The sequence below is a fragment of the Synechococcus sp. WH 8016 genome, from assembly GCF_000230675.1.
GTDB lineage: Bacteria > Cyanobacteriota > Cyanobacteriia > PCC-6307 > Cyanobiaceae > Synechococcus_C.
The window spans coordinates 91,020-107,195 of record NZ_AGIK01000007.1; the positions used below are offsets into that span (position 1 = coordinate 91,020).

Annotated in this window: 13 protein-coding genes, 1 tRNA gene and 1 pseudogene; 9 read left to right on the top strand and 6 right to left on the bottom strand. The window is 60.0% G+C overall.

What is annotated here, in order from left to right; translation table 11 throughout:
• Positions 1 to 49 precede the first annotated feature (49 nt).
• Complete coding sequence (locus SYN8016DRAFT_RS13730) at positions 50 to 2,098, top strand: ribonuclease J (protein ID WP_006855022.1); 2,049 nt, start codon at positions 50 to 52, stop codon at positions 2,096 to 2,098.
• Here the strand turns inward: SYN8016DRAFT_RS13730 and SYN8016DRAFT_RS13735 are convergent.
• Both SYN8016DRAFT_RS13735 and tilS read right to left on the bottom strand, forming a co-directional pair.
• Entirely contained in the window at positions 2,084 to 2,923 is an 840-nt protein-coding gene (locus SYN8016DRAFT_RS13735) for a hypothetical protein (protein WP_006855023.1), read from the bottom strand. The genes SYN8016DRAFT_RS13730 and SYN8016DRAFT_RS13735 overlap by 15 nt on opposite strands.
• A gap of 9 nt (positions 2,924 to 2,932) precedes the next feature.
• Positions 2,933 to 3,928: a tRNA lysidine(34) synthetase TilS gene (tilS, locus tag SYN8016DRAFT_RS13740; protein ID WP_006855024.1), complete on the bottom strand. Its 996-nt coding sequence runs from the start codon at positions 3,926 to 3,928 to the stop codon at positions 2,933 to 2,935.
• Positions 3,929 to 4,027: 99 nt separating this feature from the next.
• Between tilS and SYN8016DRAFT_RS13745 the strand changes: the two genes are divergently transcribed.
• From SYN8016DRAFT_RS13745 to uvrB, 3 genes are all read left to right on the top strand, one after another.
• Positions 4,028 to 4,801 carry a DUF561 domain-containing protein gene (locus tag SYN8016DRAFT_RS13745; RefSeq protein ID WP_038015002.1) on the top strand — a complete coding sequence of 258 codons (774 nt, stop codon included), beginning with the start codon at positions 4,028 to 4,030 and terminating at the stop codon, positions 4,799 to 4,801.
• Between the two features lie 147 nt (positions 4,802 to 4,948).
• A complete protein-coding gene (locus SYN8016DRAFT_RS13750) occupies positions 4,949 to 5,371 on the top strand; it encodes a phage holin family protein (protein ID WP_006855026.1) in 423 nt (140 codons plus the stop codon).
• Between the two features lie 113 nt (positions 5,372 to 5,484).
• On the top strand, positions 5,485 to 7,524 hold the full coding sequence (uvrB, locus tag SYN8016DRAFT_RS13755; RefSeq protein ID WP_006855027.1) for an excinuclease ABC subunit UvrB: 2,040 nt from the start codon (positions 5,485 to 5,487) through the stop codon (positions 7,522 to 7,524).
• Here the strand turns inward: uvrB and SYN8016DRAFT_RS13760 are convergent, their stop codons facing one another.
• Both SYN8016DRAFT_RS13760 and holA read right to left on the bottom strand, forming a co-directional pair.
• Positions 7,525 to 9,327 carry an aspartate kinase gene (locus SYN8016DRAFT_RS13760; protein ID WP_006855028.1) on the bottom strand — a complete coding sequence of 601 codons (1,803 nt, stop codon included), beginning with the start codon at positions 9,325 to 9,327 and terminating at the stop codon, positions 7,525 to 7,527.
• Positions 9,328 to 9,376: 49 nt separating this feature from the next.
• Positions 9,377 to 10,357 (bottom strand): DNA polymerase III subunit delta, encoded by a 981-nt coding sequence (gene holA / locus SYN8016DRAFT_RS13765; RefSeq protein WP_006855029.1) that lies wholly within the window; start codon positions 10,355 to 10,357, stop codon positions 9,377 to 9,379.
• 96 nt (positions 10,358 to 10,453) lie between these two features.
• Here holA and SYN8016DRAFT_RS13770 point away from each other — a divergent pair, with 96 nt between their 5' ends.
• Positions 10,454 to 11,053: a precorrin-8X methylmutase gene (locus tag SYN8016DRAFT_RS13770; protein ID WP_050802762.1), complete on the top strand. Its 600-nt coding sequence runs from the start codon at positions 10,454 to 10,456 to the stop codon at positions 11,051 to 11,053.
• Here the strand turns inward: SYN8016DRAFT_RS13770 and mutS are convergent.
• Positions 11,038 to 13,757 (bottom strand): annotated as a pseudogene (gene mutS / locus SYN8016DRAFT_RS13775) (DNA mismatch repair protein MutS). The gene SYN8016DRAFT_RS13770 and the pseudogene mutS sit on opposite strands and share 16 nt — an antisense overlap.
• Before the next feature lie 168 nt (positions 13,758 to 13,925).
• Here mutS and psbZ point away from each other — a divergent pair.
• From psbZ to SYN8016DRAFT_RS13795, 4 genes are all read left to right on the top strand, one after another.
• Positions 13,926 to 14,114 (top strand): photosystem II reaction center protein PsbZ, encoded by a 189-nt coding sequence (psbZ, locus tag SYN8016DRAFT_RS13780; RefSeq protein ID WP_006855033.1) that lies wholly within the window; start codon positions 13,926 to 13,928, stop codon positions 14,112 to 14,114.
• Between the two features lie 62 nt (positions 14,115 to 14,176).
• Positions 14,177 to 14,659 carry a 6,7-dimethyl-8-ribityllumazine synthase gene (ribH, locus tag SYN8016DRAFT_RS13785; protein ID WP_006855034.1) on the top strand — a complete coding sequence of 161 codons (483 nt, stop codon included), beginning with the start codon at positions 14,177 to 14,179 and terminating at the stop codon, positions 14,657 to 14,659.
• A 63-nt stretch (positions 14,660 to 14,722) separates the two neighbouring features.
• Positions 14,723 to 14,794, top strand: a tRNA-Gly gene (locus SYN8016DRAFT_RS13790).
• A gap of 115 nt (positions 14,795 to 14,909) precedes the next feature.
• A complete protein-coding gene (locus SYN8016DRAFT_RS13795) occupies positions 14,910 to 15,458 on the top strand; it encodes a VOC family protein (RefSeq protein WP_006855035.1) in 549 nt (182 codons plus the stop codon).
• A gap of 191 nt (positions 15,459 to 15,649) precedes the next feature.
• Here SYN8016DRAFT_RS13795 and SYN8016DRAFT_RS13800 read toward each other — a convergent pair whose 3' ends face one another.
• Positions 15,650 to 16,105 (bottom strand): GNAT family N-acetyltransferase, encoded by a 456-nt coding sequence (locus SYN8016DRAFT_RS13800; RefSeq protein ID WP_006855036.1) that lies wholly within the window; start codon positions 16,103 to 16,105, stop codon positions 15,650 to 15,652.
• Between the last annotated feature and the right edge of the window lie 71 nt (positions 16,106 to 16,176).

Here is a 16,176-nt window from a genome sequence, read left to right on the forward strand (position 1 = left end):
TGCCAATTCAGATTTTTCTCTTTTTTAAATTCCTTCGCGAGATCTATTGATGACATCCACTCTCTCTAAAACCAAGCAGGCCTGTCTCCGTGTGATTCCACTCGGTGGCTTGCATGAAATAGGCAAGAACACCTGCGTGTTCGAGTACGGCGATGACCTGATGCTGGTGGATGCCGGCTTGGCATTCCCCAGTGATGGCATGCATGGGGTGAATGTGGTGATGCCTGACACCAGCTTCCTGCGTGAAAACCAGAGCCGGATTCGGGGCATGATCGTGACCCACGGCCACGAAGATCACATCGGTGGCATCGCGCACCATCTCAAGAATTTCGATATCCCAGTGATTTATGGGCCGCGTCTGGCCCTATCCATGCTCACGGGAAAAATGGATGAGGCCGGTGTGACCGATCGCACCACCCTTCAAACGGTGGGTCCCAGAGACGTCGTGAAGGTGGGTCAGCACTTTTCGGTGGAGTTCATTCGCAACACCCACTCGATGGCCGACAGCTTTTCGCTGGCGATCACCACTCCGGTGGGCACTGTGATTTTCACCGGTGATTTCAAGTTTGATCACACCCCTGTGGATGGCGAGCACTTCGACTTGGCCCGGCTAGCCCATTACGGCGATCAGGGTGTGCTTTGTCTGTTTAGTGATTCCACCAATGCGGAGGTTCCTGGCTACTGCCCTCCTGAACGATCGGTGTTCCCCAACCTGGATCGCCACATCGCGGAAGCGGAAGGACGGGTGATCATCACCACGTTCGCCAGCTCGATTCATCGGGTGTCGATGATTCTTGAGCTGGCGCTCAAAAACGGCCGCAAGGTGGGTCTGCTTGGGCGCTCCATGCTCAACGTGATCGCGAAAGCCCGTGAACTCGGCTACATGCGTGCCCCGGACGAGCTGTTTGTGCCGATCAAACAGATCAACGATGTTCCTGATCGCGAGACGCTGTTGCTGATGACCGGAAGCCAGGGTGAGCCCCTTGCTGCTTTGAGCCGGATTTCACGGGGTGATCACCCTCAAGTGAAGGTGAAGACCTCAGACACGATCATCTTTTCTGCGAGCCCGATCCCGGGCAACACCATCTCCGTGGTGAACACGATCGATAAGTTGATGATCTTGGGCGCCAAGGTGGTTTATGGCAAAGGCGAAGGCATTCATGTGTCAGGCCATGGCTTCCAGGAAGATCAGAAGCTGATGTTGGCGCTCACCCGCCCGAAATATTTCGTGCCTGTGCATGGTGAGCACCGGATGTTGGTGAAGCATGCCCGCACTGGCCATTCCATGGGTGTGCCAGAAGACAACACGCTGATCATCAACAACGGAGATGTCGTTGAGCTCACTCCTGACTCCATGCGCAAAGGCGATCCTGTGAAAGCAGGCATCGAGCTGCTCGATCAGTCCCGCAATGGCATCGTTGATGCGCGCGTGCTGAAGGAGCGTCAACAGCTTGCCGTGGATGGCATCGTGACGATCCTGGCGGCGATCAGTACCGATGGGGCGATGGTGGCTCCGCCGCGGGTCAATTTGCGTGGTGTCGTGACCACCGCGGATGCGCGCAAGATGTCGCTGTGGACGGAACGCGAAATCAAGTGGGTGCTTGAAAATCGCTGGAAGCAGCTCTGCCGCAATGTGGAAGGCTCTTCTCCTGAAGTGGATTGGATGGGCGTGCAGCGCGAAGTGGAAGTGGGCCTAGGTCGGCGCATGCGCCGTGAGATGCAAGTGGAGCCCTTGATTCTTTGTCTGGTTCAGCCCGCACCTGGTGGCACACCGGTGTACAAGGGCCGCGCTGATGCAGAGCCTGACACCCGTCCGTCATCCCGCGGGCGCGGTGGTCGTCATGGTGGTCCCGGCCGCGACAGTGGCAATGGCCATGTTCGGCGTGATCGCAATGCGGCACCGGCTCGGGTTGTGCCCTCCCGTGTGATTGGAACACCAGCCCCTGCAGCGGCAGGGTCAGCTCCAGCAGCAGCGACGCCAGCACCGGCTCCAGCTCCCGCGAAAGAGCCTGTTGCGGCGGCAGTGGTTGTGACCAGTGCTCCAGAGCCGGAGATGCCAGCTGGACGCACCCGTCGTCGTCGTTCAGCGGCGGCTTAGGGAACGCCAGGCCATTGCCAATCGCTTCTGCAAGGGGAGCGATGTTGGCTGGTCGTCATCAGCGGCTTGTGCTGATGACGACCCAAGTTGGCGACTTTGCTTTAGGTGCACGCGCAGCAGTCCGGCCTCCAGGCGCTTTGGGTTGGAATCAAAGGCTCCTGCAAGCGATGCAGTTAAAGCCTGCGCTGGAGCTTCTTCCAAGCTCACTGGCTGTTCAGATCGCTCTTGGGTGCTGTCCAGCTCCCTTGGCTGCGGCGCGTTTGTTTTCGTAGCCGTCTTCGTATTGGTCTTCAGCCAGGGCATGGCCGTTTCGACTGGTTGAGCTGCTGGCGATTCAGCTGCTGGCTTCTCTGCTGCTGCGCGTTGATCTCCCGCCGCGGGCGTTGAGCTGGTGTTCAAAAAGGGATCACGGATGAGAGCGTCGCTGGCTGGCTGGCTTGATTGGTTTTGAAAGGGCACGGATGCCGGTTCTTCTGCAGCAGCAGGCGCCGACACAGCGACATCAATGACAGGTGATCGCTCCAGGGATTCGTTGAGACCTTGTTGAGCAAGTTCGCGCAGTGTGTCTGGCGGTTCGCTGGCGAGCACAAGCCGGTAAAACTCTGCGCTCTGGCCCACATCATCCTTTCCATAAAGGTGGATGTGGCCTAGCAACAGGGCCACAAAGGCTCTCCAGGCCAGGGTTGCGTCCCGTTCCGCCCCTGAGGCGGGAAGCGGCTCCAGTTTCCCCAGCAAGGGACGCGCCAAGTCGTCGGCTTTGTCGAACTCACTGGCGCTGTAGGCCTGCTCAGCGGCGACGTATTGCTCCTGAAAATCAGCGTCCAAACGAGGTTGTTATGGCTTGTTCACCAGTTGTACCGAGTCGCGGGTCCATTGCAGAGTCTTGTGCCCTGGCAAAGAGCGGCTCCCGGGGGGGCGGCCAGGGCCAATGGCCCAACTCAGGGTGTCGAGTTGGCTGGCGGAGAGGCTGCCAACGCCTTGTTGTTGCAACCAATGATGGAGCAAGAGCCGACGGCTGGCTTCTGGCAAAACCTTGAGTGCGTTGCGTTTCAGGCCGCATTCACAACGCAGCTGTTCAAGGGCCAATGTGGCGAGGGTGCGTTGGCTGTCCTCCACTTGCGAGACCCGCTCGCTGAGCTCGGCCATCCGTTGACTGCAGCCGGGATGCAACTCTTCCAAGACAGGTAGTACCTCGTTGCGAATGCGGTTACGGCTGAAGGCCGGATTGGTATTTGACGGATCCAGCCAAATGGGCAATTGCAAGTCCTCACAGATTTGGGCGGTGTCGTTTCGGCTGAAGCTCAGCAGGGGACGCACCAGCCGTGGGCCGCTGGGGTCGTTGATCTGAAGGGGCCTGATGGCCCGCAAGCTGCCAAGGCCGGCGAGATCGGTGCCTCGTGCCAACTGCAGCAGCAAGGTTTCAGCCCGGTCGCTCGCCGTGTGAGCGGTCAGAACCGTGAGGCAGCACAGCTGTTGGCTCAGGGCGGCAAGTTCTTGGTAACGCCAAGAGCGGGCGCTGGCCTCTGTTTGCGTGTTGTTCTTTTTGTTGCGGCTGATCTGAAGATCCAGCTCCTGGCCGTGGCACCACGCCTTGAGTTCGGAGGCCATGGTTGCTGATTGATCGTGCCAACCATGGTCGCCGTGCCATAGCTGCAGGTGCCAATGGTGCAGATGCCGAAGCCCCAGGAGCAGGCCGAGTAAGGCCATCGAGTCCTGACCACCGGAGAGGGCAATCAGCAAAGTTGTCCCATCTGGCAGCAGCGTTGGCTGCCTCAGCAGTTGGCGGTGAAGCGTGTCGTGCCAAGCCAACCAGGATGAGCAGGCAGCCATGGTGTGGCCAGCGCGTGAAACAACTGAGAATTGATCTTGCCCGTTCTCAGGCGGGATCACACGCGCGGTGTGAGAATGAAGCAACCTGATTTCGCTGGGATGTCCCGCCTTTCTCTGCTGCCCGCTGAGCTCCGCCGCAGCCTGGAGCAGCGTTGCGCACTCAAGGTGATTGCCGGTTTGATGAACTTCGATCCCGCCAAAGTGGCGATGGTGGCGGCTGCCGCTGGTCGTGGTGGTGCCGATTTGATTGATGTGGCCTGTGATGCGGAGCTGGTCAAGTTGGCGATCGAGGCCTCTGCTGGCGTGTCTGTGTGTGTGTCTGCGGTGGATCCCGAGCTGTTTCCTGCCGCTGTGGCTGCTGGTGCGGCCATGGTGGAGATTGGCAATTACGACGCCTTCTATCCCCAAGGCCGCATCTTTGATGCCGCTGAAGTGCTGGCGATCACCCGCCGAACCCGCGAGCTGCTTCCCGACGTGGTGATGAGCGTGACCGTGCCCCATGTGCTGCCGCTGGATCAGCAAGAGCAGTTGGCTGTGGATTTGGTGGCAGCTGGTGCTGATCTGATCCAAACAGAGGGCGGCACCAGCGCCAAGCCGTTCAGCGCTGGCAGTCTTGGTTTGATTGAGAAAGCAGCTCCCACCTTGGCCGCCTCCCACAGCATTAGTGCTGCCTTGCATCAGGCCGAGTGCGCTGTGCCCGTGCTCTGCGCCTCTGGATTGTCTGCCGTCACCGTGCCGATGGCCATTGCTTCCGGTGCTTCTGGCGTGGGAGTGGGCTCGGCCGTGAATCGCCTCAACGATGAGCTGGCGATGACCGCGGTGGTGCGCGGGCTCCGCGAGGCTTTGGCTCGTCCAGTGATCAGCCGCGTCTGATTGCGGTTGCATCCGTTTCATCCATCCAGCGATCTGGTTCTTGGCAGCGATGTCTTGGCAGCGGTGCCCCTGCTGCCTGGACCAGGAGTTTTTTTGGGCAGGTTCTCCAAAGATTCCTAGCTTGCGATCAGAGCTGCTTGGACTGTGATGGGAACGCTTGGCTGGTTGCTGCAATGGCCGATTCGGGCCCTCGTATTGCTTGTCGTGGCAGCGCTTCCGCTCGGAGTGGAACTGGCCAGCTTCGGGACGGCCCTATGGGCAGCGGTGTTGATTGGCTTGTTGGGCACGCTGCTGATCCTGCCGCTCAAAGTGGTGATGGGCCCGGTTTGGGCCATTACCTCGCTCGGTGGGTTGATTTCGCCGGTGTCGTTCCTGTTCAACTGGATCATTACGGTCGTCCTGTTTGGTTTGGCCGCTTGGCTGATACAGGGCTTTCGCCTTAAAAACGGGCTGATCAGTGCGATCCTTGGCGCGGTTGTCTACAGCGTGATCAGTGCTGTGGTGTTGCGTGCCCTTGGCATCGCTGATGTGGACTTCACCAGGGCCGCCTTGATCGGATCGTCGGCCTGATCCATCGGCTGGTTTGTGGTCCTCTGGTTGGTTTCAGCTGCGGCCGATACTCCGTTCGCTGATCAATCGCCGTAGCCTGATCAGCCTTCCTTCAGGCTTCACGCCACCGGACCATGCCCGCCTACGAGCTATCGGCGCCCTACACCCCCAAGGGAGATCAACCCACGGCGATCGCCAAATTGGTGGAGGGTGTCAATGGTGGCGAGCGCTATCAAACGCTTTTGGGTGCGACAGGTACGGGCAAGACGTTCACGATGGCCAACGTGATCGCCCAAACCGGACGTCCGGCCTTGGTGTTGGCCCACAACAAAACGTTGGCGGCCCAGCTTTGCAATGAGCTCCGGGAGTTCTTTCCGCACAATGCTGTGGAATATTTTATCTCCTATTATGACTACTACCAACCGGAAGCCTATGTTCCGGTGAGTGATACTTATATCGCTAAAACAGCATCGATTAACGAAGAAATCGACATGCTGCGTCACTCTGCGACGCGGTCTCTATTTGAACGTCGCGACGTGATTGTGGTGGCTTCGATTAGTTGTATTTACGGGCTAGGAATTCCAAGCGAATATCTCAAGGCGGCGGTGCCGTTCAAGGTGGGAGAAAACCTAGATCTGAGGGGATCGCTGCGCGATTTAGTGAACAACCAGTACAGCCGCAACGACACGGAAGCTGGCCGTGGACGTTTTCGCGTGAAAGGAGATGTGCTTGAAATCGGACCGGCCTATGACGACCGCTTGGTGCGGATTGAATTGTTTGGTGATGAGGTAGAGGCGATTCGCTATGTGGACCCCACCACCGGTGAAATTCTTCAAAGCTTGGAGGCCATTAGCATTTATCCGGCTAAACACTTTGTGACACCAAAAGAGCGTCTGAATGATGCTGTGAAGGCGATTCGTGGTGAGCTCAAAGAGCGGCTGGAGTTTCTCAATGGAGAAGGCAAGTTGCTCGAGGCTCAACGCCTAGAACAACGCGCCACCTACGACCTGGAGATGTTGCAACAAATCGGGTACTGCAATGGAGTGGAGAACTATGCCCGTCATTTGGCTGGTCGTGAGCCTGGATCCGCACCCGAATGCCTGATTGATTACTTCCCAGACGATTGGTTGTTGATCGTGGATGAAAGCCACGTGACTTGCTCCCAACTTCTTGCCATGTACAACGGCGACCAGGCCCGCAAAAAGGTGCTGATTGACCACGGCTTCCGTTTGCCGAGTGCGGCGGACAATCGGCCCCTGAAATCGGAGGAGTTTTGGGGCAAAGCCAAGCAGACCGTATTCGTGAGTGCCACCCCGGGAAACTGGGAGATGGAGGTCAGTGATGGCCAAGTTGCTGAACAGGTGATCCGCCCTACGGGTGTGCTGGACCCGATCGTGGAGGTGCGGCCTACGACTGGACAAGTGGATGACTTGCTCGGTGAGATTCGTGAGCGTGCGTCTAAGAAGCAGCGGGTGCTGGTGACCACGCTCACCAAGCGGATGGCGGAAGACCTGACGGATTACTTGGCTGAAAATAAAGTTCGCGTGCGCTATTTGCACTCCGAGATTCACTCGATTGAACGGATCGAGATCATTCAGGATCTACGCCTCGGTGAATACGACGTGCTCGTTGGCGTGAACTTGCTCCGGGAAGGATTGGATCTCCCCGAAGTGTCACTGGTGGCGATTCTTGATGCGGATAAGGAAGGTTTCCTGCGGGCTCAGCGCTCCCTGATTCAGACGATCGGCCGTGCAGCACGGCATGTGGAAGGCAAAGCCTTGCTTTACGCCGAGAACATGACCGACTCCATGGCCAAGGCGATTGAAGAAACCGAGCGCCGCCGCACCATTCAGCACACTTACAACGAAAAGCACGGGATTACCCCCACCGCTGCAGGCAAGAAAGCCAGCAATTCCATTCTCAGTTTTCTGGAGTTGTCACGCAAGCTCAAAGCTGATGGCCCTGATGCGGACTTAGTCAAGGTGGCTGGAAAGGCGGTTCAAGCCTTAGAGGAAGACAGCGATGGCTTGGCTCTCGATGCTCTGCCTGAGCTGATCGATCAACTCGAGCTGAAGATGAAGGAGTCAGCCAAGAAGCTCGACTTCGAGGAAGCGGCTAACCTGCGGGATCGGATCAAGAAGTTGCGCCAGAAGTTGGTGGGGAGCAGCAGATGATCAGGCTTCAAGCGGAGACTCTGTGCCCTGCGCTTGATGGCATTCAGTTCCGCCGAGTTGGAAGCCGGCATGCACGGCTTCGAGGGCTTTGATGCCATCGGCTTCGGCAACCACGCAACTGGTACGGATTTCGCTGGTGGCGATCAATTCAATGTTCACGCCCGCTTCGGCAAGGAAGCGGAACATGCGTCCTGCCGTTCCTGCGGTGGCAGGCATCCCAGCACCAATCGCGCTGACGCGGGCTATAGCAGGACCATCTTCGAGAACGGCACCGGGCCATTGGGCCAGGAGCGGTGCGAGCGCTTGATCAGAGGCTGCCCGGTCTTCCCGTTTCACGATGAAGCTGATGTCACGGCTGCCATCGCTGTGCTGCCGTTCGGATTGGACGATCGCATCAAGGCTGATGCCGGCATCCGCGAGCGCTGAACAGAGGGATCCTGCCATTCCTGGTCGGTCCGGCACGTGGCGCACGCTCAGTTGCGCCTGATCGCGATCCAGGGCGACGCCCCTCACCTCGGGTTCTCCTTCCCCGCTGACAGGAGGGTTGATGTGTTGCTGCTCGGTGCTGAGTTCAAAGGCCTGTTGCGCAGCTTGCAAGGCTTTGCTTCCCATCGAGGCATCCACTACGCAGCTCACCTTTACCTCGCTGGTGGCGATCAAACGCAGGTTGATGCCCTCCCTCGAGAGCGTGTCGAATAAGCCAGCGGCAATGCCAGGGCGGCCCATGATTCCAGCGCCCCTGATGCTCAGCTTGCTCATGCCTCCGTTAGAGCTGAGGTTGCCGCCTAGGCTGTCCACCAGCGTGGTGCAGATGCTGCGGGCCTGGTCGAGATCGGCGTCCGCCACGGTGAAGGTGATGTCGTTGCTGCTGCCCTCATGGGTGGCCTGAATGATCAGATCCACGTTCACTCCGCCTGCAGACAGGCTTTCGAACAGGCGGGCAGCCACCCCTGGCTGATCAGGAACGTGGGAAAGGGCCAGCACGGCTTGATCTTCGAGGAGCTCCACGCCGTCCACAGGACGACCCAGTTCCAACCCTTCGCGGCCGATTGGTCGGGCATTGCGACTGGTGAGCGTGGTGCCTGGTGCATCACTCCAGCTGGAGCGCACCACCATCTTCACGCCGTAGTTGCGGGCGATCTCCACGGCACGGGGGTGGAGCACCGCCGCCCCCAGGCTGGCGAGTTCGAGCATTTCATCGCAGCTCACTTGCGGCATCAGTTGGGCATTGGCCACCTTGCGCGGATCGGTGGTCAGCACCCCTGGTACATCGGTGAAGATCTCGCAGGCATCGGCACCCAGGGCTGCCGCTAAGGCAACAGCTGAGGTGTCGGATCCTCCTCTCCCGAGGGTGGTGATTTCGGCGGTGCCGCCCCGGCTGAGGCTGGTGCCTTGGAAGCCAGCAACGACCACCACTTGCCCTTCGGCAAGCCGGTCGCGCAGCCGGTCGGTGCGCACATCGAGGATGCGGGCCCGGCCATGGGCGGATTCGGTCACGATCCCCACTTGGGCTCCAGTCATCGAAACCGCTGGCACGCCCAATTCATGGAGGGCCATCGAGAGCAGGGCGATCGAGACCTGTTCGCCGGTGGAGAGCAACATGTCCATCTCCCGCTGCGGGGGGGCGGCACTGATCGCTTTGGCCTTGGCGGTGAGCTCGTCGGTGGTGTGGCCCATGGCCGACACCACAATCACCAGATCATTGCCCTCTTCTTTGCAGTCGGCGATGCGCCGGGCGACGGCCTGCAGGCGTTCCACGCTGCCGACGGACGTGCCGCCGAACTTCTGCACCAGCAGGGCCATCAACGCCGTCCAATTGGACTTTGATTATTTCAGCTCATCTGAGTTGGGCTCAGCCGAGGAGGCCATCGCGAAAAGCATCACCAGGTTGTGCGCCGCGTTTGAGGGCTGCTTCCACGTTCAGCAAGCGACCCAGCAAGCTCAGGCAGCGCTGCGAGCTGCGGCCTTGCAATTGCTTGCGCATCACGTAGATCCGCTTTGGATTGCCGATGCCGGCGGCTTTGGCAATCACGGCTACATCACGCTCTCCCTGTTGTTCCAGCAGCAACACCCAAAGCCAGCCACGAATTTGTCCGGTGAGGGTGGCAACGATGCGCAGGGCGGGTTCACCCGCATCGATCAGGGCGTCCAGGAGCCCGATGGCACCGCCGGCATCGCCTTCCAGTAAGGCATCGCCTACGGCTAAGGCATTGGTGGCTTGGCCTTCAATCAGGCTCTGCACGGCTTCAGCGCTGATGCGCTCATGCCCATGGCTTTCGGCGTGGAGCGCCAGTTTTTGAATCTCCATGCTGAGGCGTGCGCTGTCATTGCCGATGGCATCAACGAGGGCGGACACGGCCGCCGCTTCCATGCTCACGTTGAGATCCGCGGCTGTGCGCTCCACCAGTTGGCGTTGGCCGGCCCCATCCCAGATCGCTGGGAGTTGAAATGTTTGTTCGCTGGCGAGCCCCTGCTTGATCCGTTTCTGCAGAGCCTTCGTGGTGCGTAACCGTCCGTCTGGCTTGGCTGGGTTGGTGAGCACCAGCTGGGTGCTGTCTGGGATCAGCTCGAGGGCCGCTTCAAAGCGATCGGCCAGTTCGCTTGGACAGGCATTGCAGAAGGGTGAGCGTTGCAGCAACACCACGCGCATGCCTGCGCCAAAGGGGGGAGTTCGGGCTTCTTCAAGGGCCTGTTGCGCTTGGCCGGCTTCGCTGCCATCGAGGCGGCTGAGGTTGATGCTGCTCCAGGTGGGGTCAATCGCCTCCTCGATCAGGGCTGTAACGGCACGGTCGCGGGCCGCACTGTCGTCACCCCAGAGCAGATGGATTGGCATGGAGAGGCGGGGAGCTCGAGGGCGGCGTTGGGTCGATGATGCCGGAGTTGCGTCTGGATTTCTCTGAACCGCGATCATCCAATCTTTACTGAAAGCATTCGCCGTATTCGGGCCCTGCTGGGAGAGACCGGACTGGACCCCCTGCCGCAAGACGTGCTGGAACGGCTGGTGCACAGCAGTGGGGATCCCTCCCTGGCGGCCCTCCTGCAGTTCAGCCCCGGTGCCTGCGAGGCAGGACGGCAGGCTCTGCAGCGAGGTGCCGTGATCCTCACGGACACGGCGATGGCGGCTGCGGCGGTGAGGCCGATGGCGGCACGGACCGCGGGCAATCAGGTGCGCTGCCTGCTCGATTGGGCCCCGTCTCAGTCACCGCAGGGATCCACCCGCTCGGCGGCGGCGATGGCCCGCGCTTGGCCGGAGCTGATTCAGGCCGCTGAGGTGGCAGGTCAGCCCTTGCCGCTGGTGCTCATTGGCAGTGCTCCAACGGCCTTGGAGCAACTCCTGGATCAACTGGACGCGGGAGCAGCCGCTCCCAGCCTGGTGATTGGAATGCCGGTGGGGTTTGTGGGTGTTCCGGAGAGCAAGCGCCGCTTGGCGCAGACCTCCCTGGAGCAGATCCGCTTGGACGGCACCCGGGGCGGGGCAGGCCTGGTGGCCGCAGCCGTGAATGCGTTGCTGCGTCAGGTGGCGAGTTGATCCAACACCTGGCGTGCACGCTGCACCACGGAGGCTGGTACTCCGGCTAAGCGGGCAGCTTCGATGCCGTAGCTGCGGCTGGCGCCACCAGCCGCGACGCGATGCAGGAACACCAGATCGCTGCCGGTTTCTTCCACCAGCACCTGGCAGTTGGCCACGTTGGTGCGTTCCCCGGCCAGGGCATTCAGCTCGTGATAGTGGGTGGCAAACACCGTGCGGGCCTGGAGATCGCCGGCCAGATGTTCGCTGACGGCCCAGGCGATCGAGAGTCCATCAAAGGTGGCGGTCCCCCGACCGATTTCGTCGAGAAGGACGAGCGAGCGCTCGCTGGCGTGATGCAGGATGTTGGCGGTTTCCGCCATCTCCACCATGAAGGTGGACTGGCCAGCGGCGAGGTCATCCACAGCGCCAACGCGCGTGAAGATGCGATCGGCGATTCCGATCCGTGCCGCCTGGGCCGGGACCCAACTGCCGATCTGGGCCAACAGCTGGATCAGGCCGATCTGGCGCAAGTAGCAGCTCTTGCCGCTGGCATTGGGTCCGGTGAGGACCACTAAATCAATGCCTGTTCCTAAGTCGCTGTCGTTCGGGGTGAAGGCGTCTTCCACCAGCAATTGTTCGACCACCGGATGACGGCCCTGTTCGATCACCAGGCTGCGATCCGCTGTGATCTCAGGAGCACACCAGCCTCCCGTGGCAGCGACCTCCGCCAGGCTGGTGAGCGCATCCAGGCCTGCGATCGCCCGTGCGGACCGGCGGATTGCTTCTGCGTGATCGCCGATTTGCCCTCGCAATTCACAGAACAGTTCGTATTCGCGTTGGGCGGCACGGGCACGCATCTGAAAGATCTGCCCCTCCCTTGCTTTGAGGTCGGGGGTGATGAAGCGTTCCTCATTCGCCAGGGTTTGGCGGCGGATCCAGTGGTCTGGCACGGCGCCTGAGCGGGCCCGACTCACCGATAGGAAGTAGCCAAAGGTGCGGTGATATTGCAGTTTGAGGTTGCTGTTGTTGCTGCGCTGACGTTCGAGTTGCTCCTGTTCCGCGAGCCAGCTCTCCTGGTCATCGAGCTGATTGCGCAAGCCATCTAAGAGGGGATCGACCCCGTCGTGGATCAGTCCTCCCTCGCTGAGACTCAGGGGGGGCTCTCGATCAGTTGATGGCGGATGCTCGCTCCGAGCGCCGCAAGGGCTGGATCCGGTTCCAGCACGTCTGAGAGCCAAGCGGGGCCGCCGTCGAGCTGACTGGTGATCAGGTTCGCGAGCTGGGGGAGGCGCTCTAAGCCGTCGGCGATCGCCACGAGGTCTCGGGCACCGGCATGGCCTGCACCGGCGCGTCCGGCCAGTCGTTCCAGGTCACCCATGGGCCGCAACAAGCGTCGCAAGGCTTGCCTTAACGGCCGCATGCCCACCAATTGGCTCACGCTTGCCTGACGGGTCTGAATGCTGGAGGGGTCCATCAGTGGGGCCTCAATCCAGCGGCGCAGGCAACGCGCGCCCATGGCGGTGAGGGTGCGATCGATCGCCCAGAGCAGCGAGCCCTGGAATTGGTTGTCTCGCTGGGTGGCGGTGAGTTCGAGGTTGCGACGGGTTTGGGCATCCAGCACCAGCGCGTCTCCCGGGAAGCAGGTGATCGGTCGCTCTAAGGGTGGAGGTGTGATGCCGTCCTCATCTAAGGGGCAGGTCTCGCCCAAATAGGCGAGCAGTCCGCCGGCGGCGCGCATGGCGAGGGGAACGTTTTGCAGCCCTAAACCGTCGAGGGTTTGCAACCGGAACCGTTCCAAGAGCAGCGCTTCTGCTTCCGGTTGGCTGAAGGGTGTGTTGCCGAGTGTGCAGCGTTGCACGCGTTCTGGACACCAGCTGGGTGCAGAACTGTCTTGGCTGTGGTGGATCAGTTCCGCTGGGTCGAGCCGCGCCAGTTCTTGATGCAGCGCAGCGCTGTTGTCCTGTTCGCGGACTAAGAACTCGCCCGTGCTCACATCGGCGCAGGCCAGCCCCCAGCGAAAGGGCTGCCGGCCTTGCGCAGGCTCAACCACCACTGCCGCCAGCCAGTTGTTGCGGCGAGCGCTGAGCAGGCCTTCCTCCAGAACGGTGCCTGGGGTCAGCACCCTGGTGATGTCACGGCGCAGCAAGGTTCCTTTGGCAGACCCACTGGCAGGGCCCGCTTCCAGTTGGTCGCACAGCGCCACGCTGAGGCCGCGGCGAATCAGTTCTGAGCAGTACCTCTCGGCGGCGTGATGGGGAATGCCAGCCATGGGCACGCGACCGATTTGTTTCCCTGCCTCCTTTCCTGTGAGGGTGAGCTCGAGCAGGCGCGAGAGCTGGATGGCATCTTCAAAAAAGCACTCAAAGAAATCGCCGAGCCGATAGAGCAACACCCGCTCGGGATGGGCGGCTTTGAGTTCCACGTAGTGGCGGAGCATCGGGGTGAGTTGCTCCGGGGTGACCTGGCTGTGGTGCGACCAGGGCGGCAGATCGTCGTCGGAGTGTGCGGCCTCGCTTTGGCTGTTCGCTGAGGGCTCGGAATGCTGTTGTTGATCTTGGCGCTGCAGTTGACTTTGAAGTTGGCGTTGACGGGGGCGCTCCTTGGCGTCTTGCGTGAGCTCGAGATCATCGAGCTGATCGGACGCATGTTGCTTGTCCTGCCCCTTGATGGGCGCCGATCTGGCCGGTTCCGCATCCCCAAAAAGGTTGCCCTGCAGGGCCAAGTCCGGTTGGGGCACGGGTGGCGTAGCGATCAGCGGATCGTAAGACTCACAGCCCCAAAAGATGTGGCCTGTAGATCACCACAAGCTGTGAAGGTTGATTCCAAGGTGGGCCAGGGTTCCTGGTGCATGTGAGAATCTTTGGCACCGACCCGGCGTCGACCAAACTCCATGCAGATCCTCAACACCCTCACCGTGCTGGCCCTGGTGGTGATGTCGTTTGCCCTCATCGTGGCCGTTCCTGTGCTGTATGCCTCGAATGAGGACAGCGGACGTTCCAATCGCTTGATATTGCTGGGTGGGATCGCCTGGGTGGCCCTGGTGCTGCTCAACTGGGGCGTGAGCTATTTCGTGGTCTGAAGACCACTTCGGAGCGGGTCACGTCTTGATGGGAGCATGGACACACTTGCTCCTTCCTTTTCATGGCCACGTTTGAAGGACGTTTCACTGATTTAGGCCAGGTTCGTATCGCCGTTGTGGTGGCCCGTTTCAACGATTTGGTGACGGCAAAGCTTCTCAGTGGTTGCTTGGATTGCCTTTCCCGTCATGGCGTTGATACGACGGCTGAGAGCAGTCAGTTGGACGTGGCCTGGGTGCCTGGATCGTTTGAACTGCCTCTGGTGGCCCAAAATCTGGCCCGTAGTGCCCGCTACCAGGTGGTGATCACGCTCGGCGCCGTGATTCGCGGTGACACCCCCCACTTTGATGTGGTGGTCGCGGAGGCCAGCAAGGGGATTGCGGCTGTGGCGCGTGACACCGGCGTACCTGTGATCTTTGGGGTTCTCACCACCGACACGATGCAGCAGGCCCTGGAGCGTGCGGGGATCAAGAGCAATCTTGGCTGGAGCTATGGATTGGAGGCTTTGGAGATGGCTTCATTGATGCAGGCATTGCCAGGGCATTGACCAACGGCCCCTTTGTGTTGCATGCTGCCCAGGTCGTAATGAACCCAGCGTTCAGACGGCTTTGCGGATGTAGCTCAGTGGTAGAGCATCTCCTTGCCAAGGAGAGGGTCGAGAGTTCGAATCTCTTCATCCGCTTGATTGCTTCTTGAATCCCTTCGCTGCATGAGCAGGGGATGGCTGATGAATCTGTGCTTAGAAGGTGCCTAAAGGGCGCGGCTACCTTGACGGGAGCTGTCTGACTTGGCCTTCCGTGAATTCAGCCCTACCACTGCAGCCTTCGTTCTCTCACCTCGGGTTGTATGTGAAAAGCCTGCCTGTGATGGAGCGCTTTTATTGCGATGTTCTTGGGTTTTACGTCACGGATCGCCTGGGGAATGGTGATCAGGAAATGCTGTTCCTTTCCCGTTCCTTGCTGGAGCACCATCAAGTTGTGCTCGCTCCGGGTCGTGCTGAAACCAGTGCCTCAACGATCAACCAGATCTCGTTCGAAATTGAGACTCTGCCCAAGCTCATCGACGCCTTTCAAGCGCTCACGGACTACGGCGTCGCCGGCATGCAGGCCATGAACCATGGCGGGAGTTGGTCGTTGTATGTCCCTGACCCTGAAGGCAACACGATTGAGCTGTTTGTGCGAACTGATTGGTATGTTCCTCCCCATGCCACAACAGATCTCGATCTCGGTCAGTCGGAAGCGCTGATCCGTGAGCAGACGGAGCGCCTAGCGAAGCAAACACCAGGTTCCCAGACCTGGCAGGAGTGGCGTCAAGACTTTCAAAAGCGTATGAACCTTGAGGTTTGAAGTGTTCTCCATTCTTAGGAGAGTTGCTTGGCTTAATGATTGAGAGGCTTCTTGATCGAAGCATGCAGTCGAGTGACGAATTGGCGCGACGTTTAATCTCTTTTCGAAGATTGGGCGGTTGCTAATAAAATTGTTTGTCTTGATTTCGCTCTTGCTATTTGTTTTTTAGGCAAAGAGTTGATTGGTCGGGCTTATTGCTTTCGAATCAGCAATTGCTGAGGGCTGGCAGGTTCAAACCCCAGTTGTTGGTAAAACCCGGAACTGTTGGTGGTCATCAAATACACCCGTTCGACGTTTTGAATCGCTTTAGCGCTGAGCAGGGCCTCCACCACCCTCCTGCCGAGACCGCGGCCTTGAAGGTCTCCGGCAACGACCACATCCCAAAGCACGGCCCGATGGATTCCATCGCTGGTGGCCCGACCGAACCCCACCATTCGCTTGCCGCGCCAGAGGCTCACCGCAACGGTGCTGCCCGCGAGCATCCGTTTGAGATCAGCTGTGCTGCGCTGTTCGGCCCAGAACGCATGCTTGTGCAGCAGGCGCCGCAGTTTGAGCAGGCCGCGGCTTGGCTTGAGACCAGGGCCGAGTCCAAACCAGCGCAGGCCTGGGGCACCGGGAGCATGTTCCACCAACTGGATCCGGGCCATAGCACTGCAGATTGCCCCCCATCATCCGCCTTGGGGTTCGCTGCAGCCCCGTGTTGGAATAACAGCAGTGG

What these genes read in the sequence shown, in the direction of transcription:
- SYN8016DRAFT_RS13745 (WP_038015002.1), top strand. Translation starts at nt 4,028, where the DNA reads ATGTCCCGCCTTTCTCTGCTGCCCGCTGAGCTCCGCCGCAGCCTGGAG.
- SYN8016DRAFT_RS13800 (WP_006855036.1), bottom strand. Translation starts at nt 16,105, where the DNA reads ATGGCCCGGATCCAGTTGGTGGAACATGCTCCCGGTGCCCCAGGCCTG.
- psbZ (WP_006855033.1), top strand. Translation starts at nt 13,926, where the DNA reads ATGCAGATCCTCAACACCCTCACCGTGCTGGCCCTGGTGGTGATGTCG.
- SYN8016DRAFT_RS13750 (WP_006855026.1), top strand. Translation starts at nt 4,949, where the DNA reads ATGGGAACGCTTGGCTGGTTGCTGCAATGGCCGATTCGGGCCCTCGTA.
- SYN8016DRAFT_RS13760 (WP_006855028.1), bottom strand. Translation starts at nt 9,327, where the DNA reads ATGGCCCTGCTGGTGCAGAAGTTCGGCGGCACGTCCGTCGGCAGCGTG.
- holA (WP_006855029.1), bottom strand. Translation starts at nt 10,357, where the DNA reads ATGCCAATCCATCTGCTCTGGGGTGACGACAGTGCGGCCCGCGACCGT.
- uvrB (WP_006855027.1), top strand. Translation starts at nt 5,485, where the DNA reads ATGCCCGCCTACGAGCTATCGGCGCCCTACACCCCCAAGGGAGATCAA.
- tilS (WP_006855024.1), bottom strand. Translation starts at nt 3,928, where the DNA reads ATGGCTGCCTGCTCATCCTGGTTGGCTTGGCACGACACGCTTCACCGC.
- SYN8016DRAFT_RS13730 (WP_006855022.1), top strand. Translation starts at nt 50, where the DNA reads ATGACATCCACTCTCTCTAAAACCAAGCAGGCCTGTCTCCGTGTGATT.
- ribH (WP_006855034.1), top strand. Translation starts at nt 14,177, where the DNA reads ATGGCCACGTTTGAAGGACGTTTCACTGATTTAGGCCAGGTTCGTATC.